At 36.1% G+C, this 20,354-nt stretch carries 19 protein-coding genes; 9 read left to right on the forward strand and 10 right to left on the reverse strand.

Features of this window, described 5'->3' with window-relative positions; genetic code table 11:
* Window positions 1–110: 110 nt before the first annotated feature.
* The gene (locus ACK2M2_RS07905; RefSeq protein WP_409512620.1) at window positions 111–1,103 is read left to right on the forward strand and encodes an NAD(P)H-quinone oxidoreductase; all 993 of its coding nucleotides are present in this window, start codon (window positions 111–113) and stop codon (window positions 1,101–1,103) included.
* A 63-nt stretch (window positions 1,104–1,166) separates the two neighbouring features.
* Here the strand turns inward: ACK2M2_RS07905 and ACK2M2_RS07910 are convergent, their stop codons facing one another.
* Window positions 1,167–1,451 (reverse strand): hypothetical protein, encoded by a 285-nt coding sequence (locus tag ACK2M2_RS07910; protein WP_409512602.1) that lies wholly within the window; start codon window positions 1,449–1,451, stop codon window positions 1,167–1,169.
* A 142-nt stretch (window positions 1,452–1,593) separates the two neighbouring features.
* Between ACK2M2_RS07910 and ACK2M2_RS07915 the strand changes: the two genes are divergently transcribed.
* Window positions 1,594–2,097, forward strand: a complete 504-nt coding sequence (locus ACK2M2_RS07915) for a hypothetical protein (protein WP_419347280.1) — start codon at window positions 1,594–1,596, stop codon at window positions 2,095–2,097.
* 117 nt (window positions 2,098–2,214) lie between these two features.
* Here ACK2M2_RS07915 and ACK2M2_RS07920 read toward each other — a convergent pair whose 3' ends face one another.
* Window positions 2,215–3,555 (reverse strand): CitMHS family transporter, encoded by a 1,341-nt coding sequence (locus tag ACK2M2_RS07920; RefSeq protein WP_409512604.1) that lies wholly within the window; start codon window positions 3,553–3,555, stop codon window positions 2,215–2,217.
* Window positions 3,556–3,984: 429 nt separating this feature from the next.
* Here ACK2M2_RS07920 and ACK2M2_RS07925 point away from each other — a divergent pair, with 429 nt between their 5' ends.
* Complete coding sequence (locus tag ACK2M2_RS07925; RefSeq protein WP_419347283.1) at window positions 3,985–4,146, forward strand: twin-arginine translocase TatA/TatE family subunit; 162 nt, start codon at window positions 3,985–3,987, stop codon at window positions 4,144–4,146.
* A gap of 12 nt (window positions 4,147–4,158) precedes the next feature.
* Window positions 4,159–4,377, forward strand: coding sequence for a hypothetical protein (locus ACK2M2_RS07930; RefSeq protein WP_419347286.1), 219 nt, complete (start codon window positions 4,159–4,161; stop codon window positions 4,375–4,377).
* Window positions 4,378–4,715: 338 nt separating this feature from the next.
* Here ACK2M2_RS07930 and ACK2M2_RS07935 read toward each other — a convergent pair whose 3' ends face one another.
* Both ACK2M2_RS07935 and ACK2M2_RS07940 read right to left on the reverse strand, forming a co-directional pair.
* Window positions 4,716–6,035 carry a hemolysin family protein gene (locus ACK2M2_RS07935; protein ID WP_409512606.1) on the reverse strand — a complete coding sequence of 440 codons (1,320 nt, stop codon included), beginning with the start codon at window positions 6,033–6,035 and terminating at the stop codon, window positions 4,716–4,718.
* Between the two features lie 129 nt (window positions 6,036–6,164).
* Window positions 6,165–7,154 carry a LysR family transcriptional regulator gene (locus ACK2M2_RS07940; protein ID WP_409512607.1) on the reverse strand — a complete coding sequence of 330 codons (990 nt, stop codon included), beginning with the start codon at window positions 7,152–7,154 and terminating at the stop codon, window positions 6,165–6,167.
* A gap of 648 nt (window positions 7,155–7,802) precedes the next feature.
* On the opposite strand from ACK2M2_RS07940, the gene ACK2M2_RS07945 reads away from it, so the two are divergent.
* Window positions 7,803–9,404 (forward strand): isocitrate lyase, encoded by a 1,602-nt coding sequence (locus tag ACK2M2_RS07945; protein ID WP_409512608.1) that lies wholly within the window; start codon window positions 7,803–7,805, stop codon window positions 9,402–9,404.
* Window positions 9,405–9,503: 99 nt separating this feature from the next.
* Here the strand turns inward: ACK2M2_RS07945 and ACK2M2_RS07950 are convergent, their stop codons facing one another.
* A complete protein-coding gene (locus tag ACK2M2_RS07950; protein WP_409512609.1) occupies window positions 9,504–9,992 on the reverse strand; it encodes a copper resistance protein NlpE in 489 nt (162 codons plus the stop codon).
* 462 nt (window positions 9,993–10,454) lie between these two features.
* On the opposite strand from ACK2M2_RS07950, the gene ACK2M2_RS07955 reads away from it, so the two are divergent.
* Window positions 10,455–11,045 (forward strand): 1-acyl-sn-glycerol-3-phosphate acyltransferase, encoded by a 591-nt coding sequence (locus ACK2M2_RS07955; protein WP_419347290.1) that lies wholly within the window; start codon window positions 10,455–10,457, stop codon window positions 11,043–11,045.
* 79 nt (window positions 11,046–11,124) lie between these two features.
* Here ACK2M2_RS07955 and ACK2M2_RS07960 read toward each other — a convergent pair whose 3' ends face one another.
* The 4 genes from ACK2M2_RS07960 to trpS all read right to left on the reverse strand — a co-directional run bounded on the left by ACK2M2_RS07960 (window position 11,125) and on the right by trpS (window position 15,873).
* A complete protein-coding gene (locus tag ACK2M2_RS07960) occupies window positions 11,125–11,448 on the reverse strand; it encodes a hypothetical protein (protein ID WP_409512611.1) in 324 nt (107 codons plus the stop codon).
* A 485-nt stretch (window positions 11,449–11,933) separates the two neighbouring features.
* Complete coding sequence (locus ACK2M2_RS07965; protein WP_419347294.1) at window positions 11,934–13,640, reverse strand: flotillin domain-containing protein; 1,707 nt, start codon at window positions 13,638–13,640, stop codon at window positions 11,934–11,936.
* Window positions 13,641–13,715: 75 nt separating this feature from the next.
* On the reverse strand, window positions 13,716–14,363 hold the full coding sequence (locus ACK2M2_RS07970) for a YqiJ family protein (RefSeq protein ID WP_419347297.1): 648 nt from the start codon (window positions 14,361–14,363) through the stop codon (window positions 13,716–13,718).
* A gap of 496 nt (window positions 14,364–14,859) precedes the next feature.
* A complete protein-coding gene (gene trpS, locus ACK2M2_RS07975; protein ID WP_409512614.1) occupies window positions 14,860–15,873 on the reverse strand; it encodes a tryptophan--tRNA ligase in 1,014 nt (337 codons plus the stop codon).
* A gap of 241 nt (window positions 15,874–16,114) precedes the next feature.
* Here trpS and ACK2M2_RS07980 point away from each other — a divergent pair, with 241 nt between their 5' ends.
* Together ACK2M2_RS07980 and ACK2M2_RS07985 are read left to right on the forward strand one after the other, a co-directional pair.
* Complete coding sequence (locus ACK2M2_RS07980) at window positions 16,115–17,041, forward strand: DUF808 domain-containing protein (RefSeq protein WP_419347300.1); 927 nt, start codon at window positions 16,115–16,117, stop codon at window positions 17,039–17,041.
* A 54-nt stretch (window positions 17,042–17,095) separates the two neighbouring features.
* Window positions 17,096–17,989: a neutral zinc metallopeptidase gene (locus ACK2M2_RS07985; RefSeq protein ID WP_419347303.1), complete on the forward strand. Its 894-nt coding sequence runs from the start codon at window positions 17,096–17,098 to the stop codon at window positions 17,987–17,989.
* 62 nt (window positions 17,990–18,051) lie between these two features.
* On the opposite strand, the gene ACK2M2_RS07990 is transcribed toward ACK2M2_RS07985, so the two are convergent.
* Window positions 18,052–18,597, reverse strand: coding sequence for a hypothetical protein (locus tag ACK2M2_RS07990; protein WP_419347306.1), 546 nt, complete (start codon window positions 18,595–18,597; stop codon window positions 18,052–18,054).
* A 285-nt stretch (window positions 18,598–18,882) separates the two neighbouring features.
* Between ACK2M2_RS07990 and ACK2M2_RS07995 the strand changes: the two genes are divergently transcribed.
* A partial coding sequence (locus tag ACK2M2_RS07995) for a cation:proton antiporter (protein ID WP_409512618.1) occupies window positions 18,883–20,354 on the forward strand: 1,472 nt, incomplete at its 3' end.

Consider the following 20,354-nt stretch of genomic DNA (forward strand, 5'->3'; position numbering starts at 1 on the left):
AAAACAAATTATACATAAGTCCACTGTTATTCATTCTTGAGCAACTTTATGTTCAAATACATAAAATTTGAAAAGTAATGAATTAAATAGGAAGAATGATGTTAAACCAAATGATCGCAACAAGTATGCAGCAGGTGATTATTACTGAACCAGGCGGTGTGGAAAAATTGGCTTATGAAACAGTCAGTATTCCTGAAGTAAACGCAGATGAGGTTTTAGTCAAAGTACATGCATTTGGAATTAATCGCCCTGACATTTTGCAACGTCAAGGTTTATATCCTATGCCAAAAGGCGTAACGCCAGTTCCTGGGCTTGAAGTTGCAGGGGAAATTGTAGCTGTTGGTGATACAGTTACGCAGTTTAAAGTGGGTGATCAAGTTTGCGGTTTAACCAATGGTGGTGGTTACGCAGAATATTGTGTTGTACCTGAAAGCCAAACATTGACGATTCCACAAGGCGTCAGTTTTGTGCAAGCGGCGGCAATTCCAGAAACATTCTTTACTGTTTGGGCAAATGTATTTCAAATGGGTAAAGCCAAAACTGGGGAAACTCTACTTGTCCATGGTGGTACAAGCGGGATTGGTACGACGGCATTGATGCTTGCAAAATCATTGGGTTTAAAATCATTTGCAACGGTTGGTTCTAATGAAAAAGTTGAAGCTATTAGCCATTTAACGGATGCAATTAATTATAAGACGCAAAATTTTGAACAAGTGATTAATGAAAAAACTGAAAATGGCGGTGTCGATATCATTTTAGATATGGTAGGTGCGCCATATTTAGAACAAAATTTAAACTTGCTACGCCATGATGGACGTTTAGTTTATATTGCATTTTTAGGTGGTGCAAAAGCTAAAGATGTGAAACTCGGTCAGATTATGATGAAACGTTTGACTATTACAGGCTCAACTATGCGTGCGCGTACTACAGCCGAAAAAGCTGAAATTGCTCAAGGTTTACAAACACAAGTTGCACCACTTTGGGCAAAAGGTGAATGTCTGCCAATGATTTATCAAACCTTTAAATTTGATCAAATTCAAGCGGCTCATGCATGTATGGATACAGGCGAGCATATTGGTAAAGTTGTGGTTGAAGTGCTTTAACATGAAGTATTGATTTTGCTCAATGTATACCTTTTCCCAAGGGAGAAGGTATAACACAATCATTTAATCAAAAAATTTAGAAAGTAAAATTCGTATAGGCCAACTGAACAAACGCCACCAAGTAATGAGTGGATACGTAAACCAATGGTCATGCCACAGCGTTTCATTAAAACGGTTACGTCTTTTTTGTTCATAAGCAGCGGGTGTAATCATGACAGCAAGGATAAGTAAAACCGCCGCTAAAATAAGTAAAAATGGGTGATTATTTTTTGTAAAATAGAAATAAATCAAATAAATGCTCGAATAGAAACAAGTGCAAGCAAGAATTGCAGAAATAGAAAAAGGCATAGAAATGATCTATCTTTATAAGATTATTATGCTAAACATTGTGCCAAAAACTGCTGATCATTTCATCTTTTCATTTAACTCAGCTTTCTGCGTGAAATTATGCGAAAATAGGTAGATTAAATTTTCTGTTTTTCGGACTCCCATGACTAAACAAACGCCTGCATCACTTAGTGATATCGAAATTATGGATATTTTACAATCCATGAAAAATGACGAGCTTGATATCCAAGCACAAGATATTATTCGTCAAGGAGGCAAAGCGGGTCGTCAGGAATCTCATAAGCAGGCATTGGTTGCATTGCATGAAAGCTTTGAAGAGAAGTTTGTTGAAGCAGTGACTTTAGCTTTGAATTTAAATGAAGCTCAAGCGAAGAAAATTCGTTATAAAAAAGATCGAATCCGTATTTTGAAAGCCAAGGGCATTGATTATATGGATATTGATGGTGCAGAAACAGCACAAGTATTATCACAAGTCGCACAAGCTATTTTACGTGAAGATGCGGTTGTGACACATGATTTGCACAACATTTTCCCATTTTGGAAAGAAGGTTGGCCAATGGTTCAGTTTGATAATGCGTTCAATATTTTAAATGATGATATTCGTATTCACTATCAAGCGACTCTAGATGCATTGCTCAGCGCGTAGTACAAAATTAATATTTTGATTTTGTAAAAAAGCCAATCTGAAATAGATTGGCTTTTTTGTACATACGTATAAATTAATGATATAGCTGATTCTAGCATCAGCCGAATGTCTTTTGCTTTAAGGTAAAGTCGAATACAGTGGGAATATACCAAAAAGCATCGCAGTAACGAGCATGACTAAACAGGTTACAATCGCCCATTTAATGGCAAATTTTTGATGTTGTCCCATTTCAATGCCTGCTAATCCACAGAGTAAATAGGTTGATGGCACTAATGGTGAGAGTAAATGTACAGGTTGACCCACAATAGATGCGCGTGCCATTTCTACAGGGGTAATGCCATAGTGTGCTGCTGCTTCCGATAGAACAGGTAGAACACCATAATAGAATGCATCATTCGACATAAAGAAGGTTAACGGCATACTGACAATTGCTGTAATTGGTGCGAGAAAAGGTCCCATACTTTCAGGAATGATCGCAACTAATTCCTTAGACATAGCATCGACCATGCCCGTGCCGGTTAAAATGCCAGTGAAAATTCCGGCTGCAAAAATAATACCCACTACATTGAGCGCACTTCCTGCATGGTGAGCAACCAAACTTCTTTGCATATCAATATCTTTGTAGTTCACAACAAGTGCGATACTCAATGCAATCATAAAGAGAATTGAAAGTGGTAAGACGCTTTTGACAAGACAGACCATCAATACAATAGTCAATAAAGCATTAAACCATCTTAAGTGTGCACGATTGGCTTCAGGGTTAGTTGAGATTTGAATGCTATCACCATGACTCACATCAAGATCAATAATACCTAAGCGCTTACGTTCCATACGTCCGTACATAAAGCCAAGGAAATATAGCCATGCAATCGCACAGAGCATTGGTAAGATCATTGGAACAAAAACATCACTTGGATCGACATGTAATGCACTAGCAGCACGAGCAGTTGGACCACCCCAAGGGGTTAAGTTCATAATGCCGCTTGCAAGCATCATTAGACATGCCATGATCAGTGGGCTCATGCCTAGACGTTTATAAAGTGGAAGCATTGCAGCCACACAGATCATATAGGTGGTTGAGCCATCACCATCAAGAGAGACAATAATAGTCAGGGTAATAGTGCCAAGAATAACTTTAAGCGGATCACCTTTAACAAGCCGTAAAATGAAGCGAACAGAAGGATCGAATAATCCAGTGTCAATCATGATGGCAAAATAAAGAATAGCGAATAAAAGCATAATACCTGTCGGGGCAAGCTTCTTTACACCTTCGAGCATCATTTCGCCAAGTTCATGAATTTGGATATGACTTAAGCTGTCAACAAAGAAACCGAGCCCATAAGCAATAAGTGCAAAAATAACAGGAATCAATGTGAGGGCAACAAGGGGTGTAAGGCGCCTAGACATGATTAAGTACATAAAGCACATAATCATGCTAAGACCGAGGACGGTTAGCATAGTTCAATCCTTTGATTTTGAATGATCTTGTTGTTGGGATAATTTCATCCGAAGTTTAATGGTTTTTTAAACTAACCTAAATAATTCAAAATAAATATGATTTATCAAATGATCATTCAGCGAAATAATTGTCTTTGATTGATTGTTTAATTATTGACTAGATGATTTTAAAGTTAAAAATAAATAATTGTTTTATATTTATTTTTAACTTACTTTGATTTTTGTAATTTTAAATAAAAAAATAATATTGTATTTTATTAAAGTGTATCAGTAAAAAATGGCACTTATTACAAATACAAATGTTCATTTGAGCAAATCATATAATTAGAAAATCTTTAAGATTTGGTTAAGCATAATTTAACAATATGGATGTGAAAATAAAAAATAACACCTAAACTTTAAGAAAATTTAAATAAAGGATACTTCTAAATGATGGATTTATCGATTGGTCATATCATTTTGTTTGTAATCATTGTATTGGTTATTTTGGGAACTACAAAATTTAAAAATTTTGGTAAGGATATCGGTGGGGCCGTAAAGGATTTTAAGCAAGCGGTAAAAGATGACACGACATTGAACGATCCTAAATAGAGTTCAATTGTTATGTTTGAAGTGGGTTTTACTGAAATCTTATTTCTAGGCATTGCTTTAGATATTTTAGAAAACAAGCAAGCTTATGCTGTTGTTGTGAGTTTTTTTATTGTGATGTTTATCATCCCTCCTGATATTTTCTATATGGCTGTTGCGGGTTGCTTTAATTATATATACGAAATTGGGTTACTACTTGCATGTGTGCTTATGTACTATACAAGCGATTTATGAAAATATAACAGCGTTGTAGAAACTCGATGATAATGCGGAAGATGTGTAAATTGTTTCCCAAGGGCGTTATCAAGCAGGTGCTGGACAATTGCTTGAAGTGATTAATTCACAAAATCTATTGATCGAAACTCGGATGAATTATTTCAATGCTTTAACTGAGGTTTGGTTGTCCGTTATCAACTACTTGCGAGTCGAGGTAATCTTAATATTTAGTCTGAGTAATCTAGCCAAAATTAACAGCAATTACACAGGTAATGTCTGCGTCTAAAAAATTATATAAAAACAGGAGGCATTAAAAAGCCGAAGATTCGGCTTCAGCCAATTGGAATGAACAGATATTATTCATCAGCAACAGGTGCGTCTGAGTGATCTAATAAACGGGTGACAAGTAATTGGTCAATTTTAAAATGATCAACATCAACCACTTCAAACTTATAATTGCCAAATATCACTGCATCAGCAGGGCGAGGAATTTTACGTAGGCGATACATCATAAAACCAGCAAGAGTTTCGTAATTTTCTTCATCGGGCATTTCATCAATTTCAAGTGCATGTTTCAGGTCTTCAATAGGCGTACTGCCTTCAATGAGCCATGAATTATTGTCCCGTTTAATAATTTGTATGTCAGCTTCAACAGGGGTAACCCAATCACCCATCACAGTAATCATAATATCAGAGAGGGTAATGACACCTACGACCAGTGCATATTCATTGATTACAACCGCAAATTTTTCTTTGGTTGAACGAAATCGGTCAAGTAGTTCCGATAAGGTCAGTGTGTCTGGAATAGTTAAAACATTACGGATGGTACTTTCGTTAAGTTGTAATAATGACTGGTTTTTAAGAATACGAACCAAAATATCTTTGGCATCGACATAGCCAATAACATCATCAATATTTTCGCTACAAACCAAAAATTTTGAATATGGATATTGTGCTAATTTCTGGCGAATACTTTCTTCAGATTCATTCAATGTAAAATAAATGACATTTTCACGGGTAGTCATACTCGATGGAACATTACGTTCTTCGAGTTCAAATACATTTTCAATAAAATGATGCTCTTGTTTTTGTAAAACTCCAGCTTGTGCACCTGCATCCATAACGGCAGAGATATCATCAAAAGTAATGTTGTCGTCACGAATGGTATTGACTTTAAACAATCGAAATAACACATTGGCAATAGCATTGATGATCCATGCCAAAGGTTTACAAACGGTAATAAAAACTTGAATCGGATTAATAACGGAAACAGCAATTTTTTCAGGTGCAATCATTGCCATACGTTTTGGCATTAGATCTGCAAATAAAATAAATAATGAAGTTACTAAAGTGAAGGACAATGCAAAACTAATGGATTCAGCCCAAGTACCTTGATAAAACTGCATCACAAAATTGAGAAAATAAGGTCGGAATGCACCTTCACCCAATATACCACCCAAGATGGCAATGGCATTTAAACCAATTTGCGAGGCTGCAAAGAAATTTGCTGAATTTTCTTGTAAATCTAATACTTTTTGCGCACGAATATCACCTGATTCCGCGAGGATTTTTAATTTAACTTTTCTTGCACCAGCAAGTGCAATTTCTGTCAGAGATAAAAAACCCGCCCCGGCAATAAGTATGGCGATAATAACGATGTTTTGGAAAAGGCTCACGCATCCACCTGTGTATTTTCATTATTATGAATATTTTTAACACATAAATATCCAAACAATGAATTGTTTCATTGTTTGGACGAGTATAAAGCAAAAAAATAACAATTTAGTTTTTTTATTAAAATCAGCTTAATATTGAGAGAAATGAGAATTATTTGTTAAAAATTCACGATTTTCTTCTTCAACCATCTGACGAGCCACATACAAAATTAGCTGACGTAACCAACGATGTGCAGGATGATGATGCAATAAAGGACACCAAGCCATTTTCAATTCAAATTCAGGAATATAAAAAGGAGGGTCTTTGATGAGCAAATTTTGGCTGTTGGCTTGTAACTGTGCAATACGTGTTGGCAGCGTTGCGACCAAATCAACATTGGATGCCAAAAGTGCAGGCATTTGATAATGCCGAGTAAAAACAGAAATTTTACGTTTTTGACCAATTCGTTCTAAAGCCTGATCAATCCATCCAAGTCCAGCTTGTTTTTCAGGATTTACTCCAAAGCCTACGCCCATACCTGTTTTTGAAACCCAAATATGCTGTGCATCGAGGTAACTTTTTAAGTTCAAGTTATTGGCGGCAGGGTGTTTGCCGTTGAGTAAGCATGAAAAACTGTCACGCCATACTAAAACTTGGTGAAAACTTTGTGGAATTTCATTGAAGCGGTTAATGGCAAGATCGACTTTACCTTGCTCCATGTCACGATATGACACATCACTTGGTGTTAAAAAGTCCAGTACGACATTGGGGGCTTCTGAACGTAAGGCTTTGACTAATCGAGGAACTAAAGTCGCTTCTGCATAATCAGAGGTCATAATTCGAAAAACACGATTAGACGTATAAGGACGAAACTCTGTACGTGGTTCCAAAATCATCGACAAATCAGATAGCGCATCACGAATACGTGGTTGTAATTCCAATGCACGTTCTGTTGGTGTCATGCCTTCAGATGAGCGAATCAATAAAGGATCATTAAATAAATTACGTAAACGACGTAAAATATTACTCATAGCTGGCTGAGTTACACCAAGTTGTTCTGCAGCACGAGTTACATTTTTTTCACGTAACAGTACATCAAGGTAAATCAGTAAGTTGAGGTCGACCCGCTCAAGATTCATAAAATAAATACCGAAAATAAAATTTAGAAATCACGATGGATTATGCCATAAGCAAAGTCTTTTGTGTTAAAAGCTGACGAAATTTGCATCTGATTCTCAACATTCATTTAGGTGATTTTAATTTTATTTGCACTCTATCTGTGGGAGCTTTTATTTTGATTGGTGATCAATAGATACTTTGGGGTAAAGGTTATATTGAAGAAGTGTTGTTGAATGATAACACTATGTTATATTATTGCGTATGATTTGCTCGTGTAGTTGTTTAATATTTGCGCGTTTAAAATTGTAGATTTTTTAAAAAATTGGCTGAATTGACCTATTTTCGAATTATTTTGAAACAGCTAAGACTTAGGTCTAATAATGTGACTTTTGAGTTTTTGTCTTTAATTTAAACAAGAAATAAAAAATATTGAAAAAATAAAATAAATAAAAACATATATTTATTAAATGCAACTCTAATTATAATACGACTTTGATCTATATATTTTTTAAATAAATACTGAAAATTACAGCAAGATATTGGATAAATTATTTGACTCAAACTAAGCTAAGTCCATAGCAACGAGGTGTACTAAATCTGAACAGTTTTTAAAATTTCGATTTAGCCCTTCAATTGATGAAATCCTAAAATTATATACAGGAAATATCATGACTCAATATCAAACAGCAGTAGATGCAATCCGCGAATTAAAAGCAAAATTCGGAAGCACTTGGCGCGATATTAGCCCAGAAGATGCTGCACGTATGCAAATGCAAAACCAATTCAAAACTGGTTTAGACATTGCAAAATATACCGCTGCGATTATGCGTCAAGATATGGCTGCTTATGATGCTGATTCTAGCAAATACACTCAGTCTTTGGGTTGCTGGCACGGTTTCATCGCACAACAAAAAATTATTGCGAACAAAAAATACTTCGGTACAACTGAACGTCGTTATATCTACCTTTCTGGTTGGATGGTTGCTGCTCTTCGTTCAGAATTTGGTCCACTTCCTGACCAATCTATGCACGAAAAAACTTCAGTACCTGCGTTAATTGAAGAAATCTATACTTTCCTTCGTCAAGCTGATGCGAAAGAATTAAACGATTTGTTCCGTGCGCTTAAAAAAGCAAACGAAGCAGGCGATGCAGCTAAAGCGAAAGAAATTACTGCTCAAATTGACGGTTTCCAAACTCACATCGTTCCAATTATTGCGGATATCGATGCTGGTTTCGGTAACGAAGAAGCGACTTACTTACTTGCTCGTAAAATGATTGAAGCGGGTGCATGTGCACTACAAATCGAAAACCAAGTATCTGATGCTAAACAATGTGGTCACCAAGCTGGTAAAGTAACAGTTCCACATGAAGACTTCATCGCTAAAATCCATGCATTACGTTATGCATTCTTAGAAATGGGTCTTGATGACGGTATCATTGTTGCACGTACTGACTCTGAAGGCGCTGACTTAACTCAAAAAATCCCAGTGGTTAAAGAGCCAGGTGACATCGCTTCTCAGTACATTAGCTACTTAGACACAGTTGAAATTGACATCGCTGATGCTCAAGAAGACGAAATCTTAATCAAACGTAACGGTAAATTACACCGTCCTAAGCGTTTAGCTTCTGGTTTGTATCAGTTCCGTGCTGACACTCAAATTGATCGTGTTGTACTTGACTGCGTATCTAGCCTTCAAAACGGTGCTGACCTTCTTTGGATCGAAACTGCAACGCCAAACGTTGAAGAAATCGCTCACATGGTTAACCGTGTTAAAGAATCAGTTCCAAATGCGAAGCTTGTTTATAACAACTCTCCATCTTTCAACTGGACTTTAAACTTCCGTCAACAGTCTTATGACCGTTGGGTTGCTGAAGGTAAAGACGTTTCTGCTTACGACCGCGCTAAATTAATGAGTGCTGAGTACGATGCTACTGAATTAGCTGCTGATGCTGATGCTAAAATCCGTACTTTCCAAGCAGATGCTTCTCGTGAAGCAGGTGTGTTCCATCACTTGATCACACTTCCGACTTACCACACTGCAGCGCTTTCTACTCATGAGCTTGCACAAGGTTACTTCGGTTCTGAAGGTATGTTGGCTTATGTAGCTGGCGTACAACGTAAAGAAATCCGTGGTGGTATCTCTGCTGTTAAGCACCAAGCAATGGCTGGTTCTGATATCGGTGATGATCACAAAGAAATCTTCTCTGGCGACAACGCACTTAAAGCGCATGATGATGCTAAAAACACAATGAACCAATTCGGTGGTTAATCCTCGAAATTGATTCAAAAAAAACCCTGCCAAGCAGGGTTTTTTTTATGCATTAAAATAAATAAAATTGAGCATTTTAAGACTCAATTGGATCATAGGTTAATCGGTTTTTTTCGTTAAAACATAATGTTCAGCAAGTGTACTTTCAATTTTTTCACCCGTTTCAATATCACGCGCTTCTAATTGATTTTCACCGACAAAAAATTTACGTTTTTCTGCATTTTGATCAAGTGTAATGATTGTTCCTGAAGGGTCAAAACTAAATGTTCCTTCAGATTTAAACTCTTTACCATCTCCCTTACCTTGATAAACTTCTGTAAGTTGGTATTGATGATTGGGTTTTAATTCCAATTGAGTTTCGATACCACTACAGTCAGCACATGGAAATAGACCTGTATAGAGTCCTTCCCAATCTAGACTGTTTTGTGCATTATGTTCGCTGTCAATAGTTGGAACTGCGGCTTCATGTGTCGTTGCAGCTTGTGTTTGAGGCGTACTTTGGATGTCATCAGTTGCTTCATGTGTTGGTTTAGAACATGCACTAAGTGTAAGTCCTAGTATAGAAATCATTAGGAGTGTTTTTTTCATCATATGATCCAATTTAATATTATAAAAAATAAGTAGAATGAGTAGAGTTTCAGAATAAGAATACAATTCATGTTTTCAAAGGAATATGTATGTAATGTAAAAATAAACATAAATACGAAAGGATTGTGTTGAGTTATATATTTTTATGAGTTGGATCTCGCCATAATACATAAAAAATTTTATAGGCAAAACTCTGCTTCTATGGTTGTAAAATATTCAATAAAGAACGTATTGATATATAAAATTGAGAATAATTGTGATCTTTCTTTTGGCGAACTTATTTATTTTTTACATTAAAATCATTATATGAAAATAAAATAAAAAAATAAGTAATTTTAAGTATTTATGAATGCTTAAAAAATTATACACATATATATTAATTGATAAATTTTCTGTCAAATTGAGCTTTCATATTTTGATCTGGTTGCTACAATCCACGCATTATTTTATTGAGTATATAACGTGTTTGAAAAATTGGCAGAACAAAGCCTTGGATTGATAGGATGGAAAATTGATAATCATTGGGATTTAAATATTGATCAATGTGTCATGATTGCTGCACCACATACTAGTAACTGGGATGCTTTGTATGCGCGTCTTGCACTTAAAGCTTTAGGTGTGAATGTTCGCATCACAATTAAAGACAGTTATATGAAATTGCCATTGGGTCCTTTTGTCCGTGCAATGGGTGGCATAGGTATTAATCGTCGGCCTAAAAAAGAGGGTGAAGCACGCTCAAGTATGGTTGAATTGATGTCAGACTTATTTAAAACACATGAAAAATTAGTGATGTTGGTGACACCAGAAGGAACACGTGCTAAACAAGAAAAATGGAAAACAGGCTTTTATCATGTTGCCATCAATGCAGGTGTACCTATTGCTCTTGCATATATGGATTATGATAAAAAAACTACAGGTGTTGGGAAGATTATTTATCCAACAGGCGACTATGAAAAAGACATGGCTGAAATTATGGCTTTTTATGCACAGATCAATCCTAAATTTCCTGAATTATTCAGTGTTGATATCCGCTATCATTCATCTCAAGAATAAGTATTAAAGACGATTTAAAATGATAAAAGACAGGATAGACCTGTCTTTTATTTTTGAAAATTAAAATCTTAAATGCTTTTTAGTTGATTTTTGATACACCGCCTAAAGATTCGCAAGCAGATTTATAAATATCATATTGTTGTTGAACCACTTGATCGAGGGGAATACGAAAAATTTCCTCGCCTTCCTTATAACTTTCAACATAAGACGATGCTTTTTCTTTACTGACCGATAGAGTGCGTTCATGATAGCTCGTAATTGCACTGTGGTTTAGTTGCCCTGTTTCAATATTTTTACATTCAAATTGATTAAGTATAACTTCGGCTTTTTTGAGTTCACGAGGTGTGCCGAGTGTACACCCAGCTAAAATGGCTGAGCATATGATTAAAAATGAGAATTTCATCACACATATTTTTATAAAAATGGATGGGCGAGATTCTATGCTTAATCGTAAAATTTAAAAAGTATGTATTACTCTAAATCTTTTAAAAATAAATTCAACTGTTTGAAAAATAATCTTAACAGGGCGTAAGCAAATTAAAAGGTAGGGGGGGCGGGCTCTTTTTGCATGGCATCCTATAGCTTTGTTAAGCACTCAGGATGATGAAAGGTACTGTAACCTGTGGTGGTAAAATATAAACTCAAAAAGACATCACAAATAAGGTAAAAGTAAAATTTATCAATTTTTGAATCTACGATAAAGCCTGTCACGGTGCGCTACAGATAAAATGAAGCCAAAATAAAATATTATGACCTAAATAAATGATGATTTTACGGTATTAAAAAGTACTGAATACTTTGTATATTCAGTACTTATTCGTATGAGAAAATTCAAGCAAAAGGTAGGACTTGACTCAAAGAAATTTGCTGAAATAAAGTCAGCGAAACTTATTCAACTTTAGGTTTAAGGCTTTGCGTCATTCCATTGATATCACCACCTTGAATACCCAATTCACTCATTAAGCTATCAATGAGCGGTGCTTGGCTACGGTAGCGTAGGGCACTATTTACAACTTGATCTGATAAGGCAACCTGACCTTGATCATTCGCTTCACCATTCACTGTTGCAGAGCCAATATTTCCTAAACCATTGACCTGAAGAATTTTAATATCGTCAATATTTTCAATTGGTTTAACACTTTCACGAATAATTTCAGGAAGATATTTTAATAATGCTAGGCGGATTTGCATTTCTACTTGCTCAGAAGACAAAATATTATTGGCTTCATTGACTGCACGTGTACCTGCTGCATCAACTTGATATTGTTTTTCTTGTGCTTGAGCGAGCAAAATTTTTGCATCGGCTTCACCTTTTGCTTTTAAACGAATTTTTTCTGCATCGGCTTCGGCAACAGTACGCACTGCTTCGGCATCATCCACAGCAGCTTGTTTTGATGCTTCTGCTGCCACAGTAATAGCAATTGCATCAGTTTCAGCGACTTGTTTGGCTGCAACAAGTTCAACAGCCTTTAAGCGTTCAGCACGTTGAGTTTCACGTACAGTGGTGACTTCCTCTTCGGCTTTGACTGCTTGTGCACGGGCTTGATCCGCAAGTGCTTTCGCTTCAGATTCTGCACGAGATTTTTCAGCAATCGCAATTGCACGGTCTTGTTCAGCAAGTTCAATGGTTTTCTTTTGTTCAACTTGTGCTTTTTGAATGGCTTGTGCTTTTAAAATATTTTCATTTTCAATATCACGATCGGCAGCAATTTGTTTTAATTGGACTTGACGATCAGAGGCAATTTTTGCTTCGCCTGCTTCACGTTGCTTTTCAGATTCTTGAGTTGCAATTTCAGCTTGTTGCTCCGCACGGCGAATAGAGAGTTCTCGGATTTGTTCCATCTTCGAATATTCTTCTTCACGAGTAATTTTAAGACGTGCTTGCTCGGTTTCAAGATTTTTAGTTTTAATAGCAAGGTCTGCATCTTGTTCTAGACCATTACGTTTTTTACGGCGATCTTCAATGGTTTCAGTCAGTTTCGTTAGACCTTCAGCATCGAAAATATTTTGTGGATTGAAAAATTTAAAATCGGTTTGATCTAGACCAGTTAATGATACGGTTTCAAGTTCAAGACCATTTTTAAATAATTCTTCTGATACTGCTTGCTGAACTTTTTGTACAAAATCGACACGCTTTTCATGTAATTCTTCCATCGCCATTTCAGCAGCAACAGAGCGTAATGAATCGACAAATTTACCTTCAACCAATGACTTTAATTCATTCGGTTGCATGGTTTTCTGCCCGAGTGTTTGAGCAGCAGTCGCAATTGATTCAGCAGTAGGTTTAACACGAACGTAAAACTCAGCAGCAACATCAACACGCATACGATCTTTGGTAATTAAAGCTTGATCTGCCGCACGTTTAACTTCTAAACGCAGGGTATTCATATTGACAGGAATGACTTCGTGTAAAACAGGTAGAACAATTGCACCTCCACCTAAAATCACTTTTTCACCGCCAAATCCTGTACGGACAAAAGAAACTTCTTTACTTGAGCGTTTATAAAGACGGGCAATAATAATTCCAATAATAATCAATGCGGCTAAAATAATGCCAGCAAGAACCAAAATGGAATAAAGATTAGAGCTTTGCATATGTTGTTCTCTTGTGATTATGGTTGAAAATATAAATTAAAGTTGTCATTAAATTTTTTAAATATAAATAGAGCTTTAAGTGATTGCTTGTGCACGAAAACCCATGCTTGTTCGTTCACTGAGTAAAACTTCTTGACCTTGAGCAAAAATAATATCGGTTTCGGGTTCAACCAAAATGTAATGTGATTGACCGAATTGATCTCTAACTCGTGCTTGAGCTGGGTAATTTAATCGTGCTTCACCTAAGATAATAATGGCAGTACGACCAATTAATTCATCACTATGAATGGCTGTAGTTTCATCTTTAGGTAAAATCTTAGCCATGCTAGCTGAAGAGATACGAACAAGAGGCATACATAAAATTAAACAAGCAGGAGCAGCAATCCAAAGTGGAAAATAATGTGTGCTGAAACTGTAAAAAATGCTTTGTAAGATAAAACCTATTAAAGCGTAAATGGTTAAAAAAATAATGAGCCACACCAACATGGGGATACGACCTAAATACAACCAATCAAGAAGTTGAACAAAAGCATCATGATCAACGTGGACATCGAATTCAGAATGTGGGGCTTCGATCAATTGATCAGGAACAAATTGATCGAGAAACCCTTGACTACTTGAGCCAACAATCAAAAGTAGACATTCCAATACACCTAATAAAACCATAAGGCTTAAAGACACACTAAAAATGAGATTCGATGGATGTATAAAAAGTTCCCACATGGGTAATTACTCTTTTGTTTTTTACATTAAAAATAATTTGAGAGAGAATAAAGTCACGTTGTTTTATACGCTCAAAAAAGGTTTTGATTGATCAATTAAATCTAGCGTGACCTTGATAGTATATTTTTAAATCGACTTGATCAAGTTGAAATGCATGTGATAAATTCATTAAATCAATGCTTTATATTTAATTTTTATTGAAGTTTGTCTGTTTTTGGCAAAAAAATACGCAATGATTGGGGAATCACTGCGTAGGAACAACGAACCTGAATATTCAGTTTCGGTAAAGGAGAGTGTTATGAATCTGGGGAGATTCAGAACTTAAATTAAGTATAAAAAGTACAGTGCTTAATAACATCAGTGTTCACGTAATTAAGTGTAAATTCTCGTAAAAAATGTTTTATTTGCATAAAAAAGTTAGATACTCAAAAAGAAAAAGCCTTTTATTTAAAAGGCTTTGACAAGGTTCTAGATCAATATACACATCGTATTCACTTTAGAAATGAAATACGCCCAAACCTGCTTTAATCTCATCTAAGGTTTGTTGAGTAATGTCACGACATTTATCTGTACCTGTTTTTAAGATATCCATGATGTAATCTGGGTCTTTAGCAAGTTCCATACGACGTTCACGAATTGGTGTAATTAATTCTTTTAACACACCTTCGAGACGTTTTTTCACGGTACCATCACCTAAACCACCACGTTGATAGTGTGCTTTCAGTTCTGCAACTTCTTCTTTGTTGGTATCAAATGCATCGAGATAAGCAAATACAATATTACCTTCAACTTGACCTGGATCTTCAATACGCAAATGGTTTGGATCGGTATACATTGCATTTACTGCTTTTTTGATATCTTTGTCAGAAGCATCAAGCACAATGGTATTGCCCAACGATTTTGACATTTTCGCTTTACCATCAAAACCAGGGAGACGACCTGTATTTGAAAGCAAGACTTTGCATTCAGGTAAAAGATCATGACCAATTTGACGATTTAAACGGCGCACAATTTCGTTAGTTTGTTCGATCATTGGAATTTGATCGTCACCTACAGGAACGACAGTGGCTTTAAATGCTGTAATATCAGCTGCTTGGGCAACAGGGTAACATAAGAAACCAGCAGGAATATCTCGTTCAAAACCACGCATCTGAATTTCAGATTTAATGGTTGGATTACGTTCTAAACGCGCAACAGTCACAAAGTTCAAATACAACATGGTGAGTTCATTTAATGCAGGCAGGCATGATTGAACGCAAATAGTCGTTTTAGTTGGATCAATACCGACAGCTAAATAATCGGTCGCAACTTCAATAATATTACGACGTACTTTTTCAAAATTATCAGCATTGTCAGTCAGTGCTTGAGCATCAGCCAATAAAATGTGCTGATGATGCGAATCTTGTAATTCTACACGTGACCGTAAAGAGCCAACAAAGTGACCTAAATGAAGTTGTCCAGTTGGGCGGTCGCCTGTCAAAATAACAGGGCGATTGTCTTGAGTGCTCATTATTTATTCCAGCGTCGTAAAACGACCATCATGTTTTTAAATTCGGGCTTATTGTACGGCATTATTTTTTTTTATGTCAGTACGAATTTAAATGAACTTGGCAAAGTGTATTGTGCTTATGTTTTAATGACATGAGAAAAAATAAACTGAAGCAACTGACTAAAATATTTGTACAAAATAAGTTATAGAAAACACAGGTTTCAATTTAAAATAGCGACATAACTAAAAATTAGGAAAAAAAATGGCAAGTAGTTTATTAATATTACTCGATGATATTGCTGCAGTCCTTGATGACGTTGCTGTGATGAGTAAGATGGCGGCAAAAAAAACAGCGGGTGTATTGGGTGATGATTTAGCCTTAAATGCTCAACAAGTCAGTGGTGTACGTTCAGATCGTGAATTACCCGTGGTTTGGGCGGTGGCAAAAGGTTCATTTATCAATAAATTGATTTTGGTGCCATTGGCATTAGCGATTAGTTTTTTTGCACCTTGGTTAATTACACCTTTGTTGATGATAGGCGGTTTATTTTTATGTTATGAAGGTGTTGAAAAAGTACTTCATAGCTTACATCACAAGAAAGCAAAGACTACAGAAGAAGCAAAAGATGAGCTTCAAACTATAGAAACTGATTTGGTAAACTTTGAGAAAGATAAAATTAAAGGTGCTGTGCGTACTGACTTTATTCTTTCGGCTGAAATTGTGGTAATTTCACTTGGAACAGTTGTTGCAGCAACGTTTAGCACGAAACTCATCGTACTTTCAGTGATTGCCATTGGTATGACAATTGGCGTTTATGGTTTTGTTGCTATGATTGTTAAGATTGACGATTTGGGCTTGTATTTAACTGAACAGGCATCAAGTGTTAAACAAAAAATTGGGCGTGGATTATTGGCATTTGCACCAAAGTTAATGAAAACATTAACGATTGTTGGCACGATTGCGATGTTCCTTGTGGGTGGTGGTATTATTACCCATGCGATTTCAACCTTTCATCATTGGACAGAAGAAGCTGTAGATCATGTGGAGCTGATTCCTGCGATTGGAAATATTATTGGGGCAATTACGCCGACTTTTATTAATTTTGTGGTTGGTTTTATTGCTGGTTTAGTGGTTGTATTGGTGATTGGTTTGATTCAGAAAATTCGTTCATCATCGAAAACGGTATAAAGTTGAATAGATCAGTTATGATCAAGGCAGCGGCTAAAAATAAGGATAAAAATTATGCGTTGGAAAGGGCGACGTGTTAGCGAAAATGTTGAAGATCGTCGAGGTGGCGGTGGTGCAAAGGCTGGTGGCATTAGTATTTTAGGTTTAATTGTTGCCTTTGTAGCCTGGAAGTTTTTTGGGGTTGATCCTCAAATGGCCTATCAAGCGACTAAACAAGTGACTTCAAGTCAGCAAACACAAGGTGCATCACCTGAAAATATGACAGCTGAGCAGAAAGAATCTTTAGCATTTGTTGGTACAGTTTTAGCAGATACGGAAGATGCATGGACACAAATTTTTCAACAACAAGGTGCACAATATAGTCCACCGAAATTGGTGATGTTTAGTGGTCGGGATCGTTCTGCATGTGGTTCGGCTGAATCCGCAATGGGACCATTTTATTGTCCTGCCGATCAAACGGTTTATTTGGATACCACTTTTTTTCGTGAAATGCGTCAGCAAATGGATATTTCGGGTGAGCAAAATCAGACTGAGCTTTCAACACGTGATGAGGCTGGTGATTTTGCACAGGCTTATGTGATTGCACATGAGGTTGGACATCATGTACAAAACTTATTAGGCATTTCATCGCAAGTACAAAAAGCACGTCAACAAGCGAGTCAAGCACAAGGCAATCAATTGTCTGTGCGTTTAGAGTTGCAAGCCGATTGTTTTGCGGGTATTTGGGCGAATAAAACACAGCAAAAAACGCAATTCTTAGATCAGGGTGATGTGGAGGAAGCGATGGATGCTGCACATAAAATCGGCGATGATTATTTGCAGAAAAAAGCACGGGGTATAGCTGTACCAGATAGTTTCACGCATGGTACAAGTGCACAGCGTATGCAATGGTTTCAAACTGGTTTAAAAAGTGGCGATGTGAATGCGTGTGACACATTTAAATCTTAAGATTTAAATATTTGAATAAAAAGAGAGTATTTGTACTCTCTTTTTTTATGAGGAAAATAAAATTACTTATTTAAAAATTTTCGGAAGTCTCGCAAAATTCGATAACAAACATATAGTGCAAATAAAGCAAATAAACTTAAAGTAATGATCTGATTACGTAAAGTAATGAGATCAGCTTGGTGAAAAGATTGAATATCTTGAGCTGAAAATTTTACAGTATTTTGCTGCATATTTTGGGTGTTGGTATAGCTCATCTCTTGAATATAATATTTGTCATTAAAGCGTTGAACTGTTACATGATCAATTCTTCGGAATGGATGTTGATTGTCTTGATCGGTGCATAAGGTTTTTAGGTAATGTTCACAATTTAACTCAGCGATATATCCTTGATTTTTAATCACAATCCATAACTTTTTATCGGGCTTTTGATTGTTACTGAGCAAACGATATTCTGTTTGAGTATTTGAACTGAATGTTGAGACATGATCAGGAGTATTACTTGAGTGAGTGAGTTTAAGTGTTTTAACAACACAAGTCCAAATGAGCATGGTTGTAATTAAAATGAGAACAAAAGCGTAAAAACAACGGAACAACATTTTAAAAGTCATATTGAATATCACAGAAACAGAAGTACGATCAAAAAATCGTAATGCAGGTAGTTTAACTCGATTTGTAAGCTGAAAATAATTTTATGTAAAAAATAATCGAATTGCATTTTTTCATCAGGGAGTATGAGAAAAAAGTAGTTTTTATGTTAAAAAATAAACGGGAAATGCGACGTGGTTTACTATTTTTTGTAAAATTATATTTTTGTTGAATGGTAGGTATTTTTCTATTCATTTAGGAAATGTTGTGGCATTCATTATCAATCACAATTAAAGATTAGGGCGCGCATGGGTAATTATTTCTTTCTTCAAGTTTTTACAGTCGTTTTTGCATTATCCATTGCGACAACAATATTTAATAAACGTATTTTAGGATTTCCTCAGGCAATTGGTGTACCACTTGTTTCGGCTATTTTTGTCTTTCTATTGCAATGGGGAGCAAGTCTGCTGAATGGAAATCAGTTTGTCTCAATTAATATTCATAATATTGAGGAAGCTGTACGTCATATCGACTTTTATGATTTTTTAGTTAATGGCGTGATTTGTTTCATTCTGACATCATCCGCACTGAAATTTAAAGTCTCAGATTTACGTAGTTATTGGAAGCCAATTAGTATTCTTGCCACCATTGCATTAGTACTTTGTGCCTTATTTTTTGCAGGTTTAGTGTTTGGCTTTCAGTATTTAACAGGTAATCCTGTACCTATTTTGGTATTGCTATTACTAGGTTCTGCCTTAGGTGCAACGGATCCAATTGGAATTAAAGGTGTACTAAGCTCGGTTCGTGCGCCACACCATTTAATTGTAAAGCTTGAAGGCGAATCTTTGTTTAACGATGCCATGTGTATTGCAGTATTTATGACGTTATTGAATGTGTTGGAAGGTGAGCATTTTAGTTTGATTGCGACCTTACAAACATTGCTGTATGAAATTGTCGTTGCGGTCATTATTGGTTGGGCATTTGGTCTTGGGATTTTACGTTTACTCCGTGGTAAGCATGAAATGGAATCGCTGATATTAACGACTGCATTATTGGCATGTGGCTCATATTTGGTGGCTTTATTTGCTCACGCCTCTGCACCTATTGCCTGCGTGATTGGTGGTTTAATTGTTGGGAATAAATGGAAAGAGATTTTACAAGATCGTGAAATTCGAGAAGTAAACCATTTTTGGCATACCGTTGAAGGCATTATCAATTCATTTCTCTTTACCCTTATTGGGCTAGAAATCTTTATTTTAGATTTGAGTACAAGCTTAATTTTAGGCGGTATTGTTGCTTTCTTTGCTCTACACCTTTCACGTTTTGCTGCAAACTTTTTGGCATTTGCATTTTTCCCATCCTTCCGTATGAAAAGTTATAATGGTAGTTTAGCTATTTTATCTTGGGGCGGGGTTCGTGGAGGGATTTCACTTGCACTGATTCTTGCTGTGGCTAACGTGCCTGAGCTGAGCCAATACAGCAGTATTTTGATTGGTTATACATTTATTAGTGTATTACTATCTGGAATTGTCTGTGGGCTAGGCTTACCTGCGGTAATGAATGCATTTTATTACAACCCAAGTGAAGAAAAACAAGGCTTCAAAGGGTGGTATCAACGTATGTGTAATAAGATGAATCGTAAAGGATTTAAATATATTGTCGGAGAAGATGCTTATGGGAATGAAACGATTGTTATCTATAACCCAGAAGCCATTGTTGATCAAAAAACTGATGATGGTGTGGCAACCGTACATCATCCAAGTAAAGCGCAAGAAGTGAA

This window comes from Acinetobacter sp. TY1 (assembly GCF_048551395.1).
In the GTDB taxonomy this organism is placed as follows: domain Bacteria; phylum Pseudomonadota; class Gammaproteobacteria; order Pseudomonadales; family Moraxellaceae; genus Acinetobacter.

Bases quoted from the DNA above. Each gene is read 5' to 3' on its own strand.
- ACK2M2_RS07905 (WP_409512620.1), top strand. From the start codon at position 111: ATGATCGCAACAAGTATGCAGCAGGTGATTATTACTGAACCAGGCGGT.
- ACK2M2_RS07910 (WP_409512602.1), bottom strand. From the start codon at position 1,451: ATGCCTTTTTCTATTTCTGCAATTCTTGCTTGCACTTGTTTCTATTCG.
- ACK2M2_RS07915 (WP_419347280.1), top strand. From the start codon at position 1,594: ATGACTAAACAAACGCCTGCATCACTTAGTGATATCGAAATTATGGAT.
- ACK2M2_RS07920 (WP_409512604.1), bottom strand. From the start codon at position 3,555: ATGCTAACCGTCCTCGGTCTTAGCATGATTATGTGCTTTATGTACTTA.
- ACK2M2_RS07925 (WP_419347283.1), top strand. From the start codon at position 3,985: ATGATGGATTTATCGATTGGTCATATCATTTTGTTTGTAATCATTGTA.
- ACK2M2_RS07930 (WP_419347286.1), top strand. From the start codon at position 4,159: ATGTTTGAAGTGGGTTTTACTGAAATCTTATTTCTAGGCATTGCTTTA.
- ACK2M2_RS07940 (WP_409512607.1), bottom strand. From the start codon at position 7,154: ATGAATCTTGAGCGGGTCGACCTCAACTTACTGATTTACCTTGATGTA.
- ACK2M2_RS07945 (WP_409512608.1), top strand. From the start codon at position 7,803: ATGACTCAATATCAAACAGCAGTAGATGCAATCCGCGAATTAAAAGCA.
- ACK2M2_RS07950 (WP_409512609.1), bottom strand. From the start codon at position 9,992: ATGAAAAAAACACTCCTAATGATTTCTATACTAGGACTTACACTTAGT.
- ACK2M2_RS07960 (WP_409512611.1), bottom strand. From the start codon at position 11,448: ATGAAATTCTCATTTTTAATCATATGCTCAGCCATTTTAGCTGGGTGT.
- ACK2M2_RS07965 (WP_419347294.1), bottom strand. From the start codon at position 13,640: ATGCAAAGCTCTAATCTTTATTCCATTTTGGTTCTTGCTGGCATTATT.
- ACK2M2_RS07970 (WP_419347297.1), bottom strand. From the start codon at position 14,363: ATGTGGGAACTTTTTATACATCCATCGAATCTCATTTTTAGTGTGTCT.
- trpS (WP_409512614.1), bottom strand. From the start codon at position 15,873: ATGAGCACTCAAGACAATCGCCCTGTTATTTTGACAGGCGACCGCCCA.
- ACK2M2_RS07980 (WP_419347300.1), top strand. From the start codon at position 16,115: ATGGCAAGTAGTTTATTAATATTACTCGATGATATTGCTGCAGTCCTT.
- ACK2M2_RS07985 (WP_419347303.1), top strand. From the start codon at position 17,096: ATGCGTTGGAAAGGGCGACGTGTTAGCGAAAATGTTGAAGATCGTCGA.
- ACK2M2_RS07990 (WP_419347306.1), bottom strand. From the start codon at position 18,597: ATGACTTTTAAAATGTTGTTCCGTTGTTTTTACGCTTTTGTTCTCATT.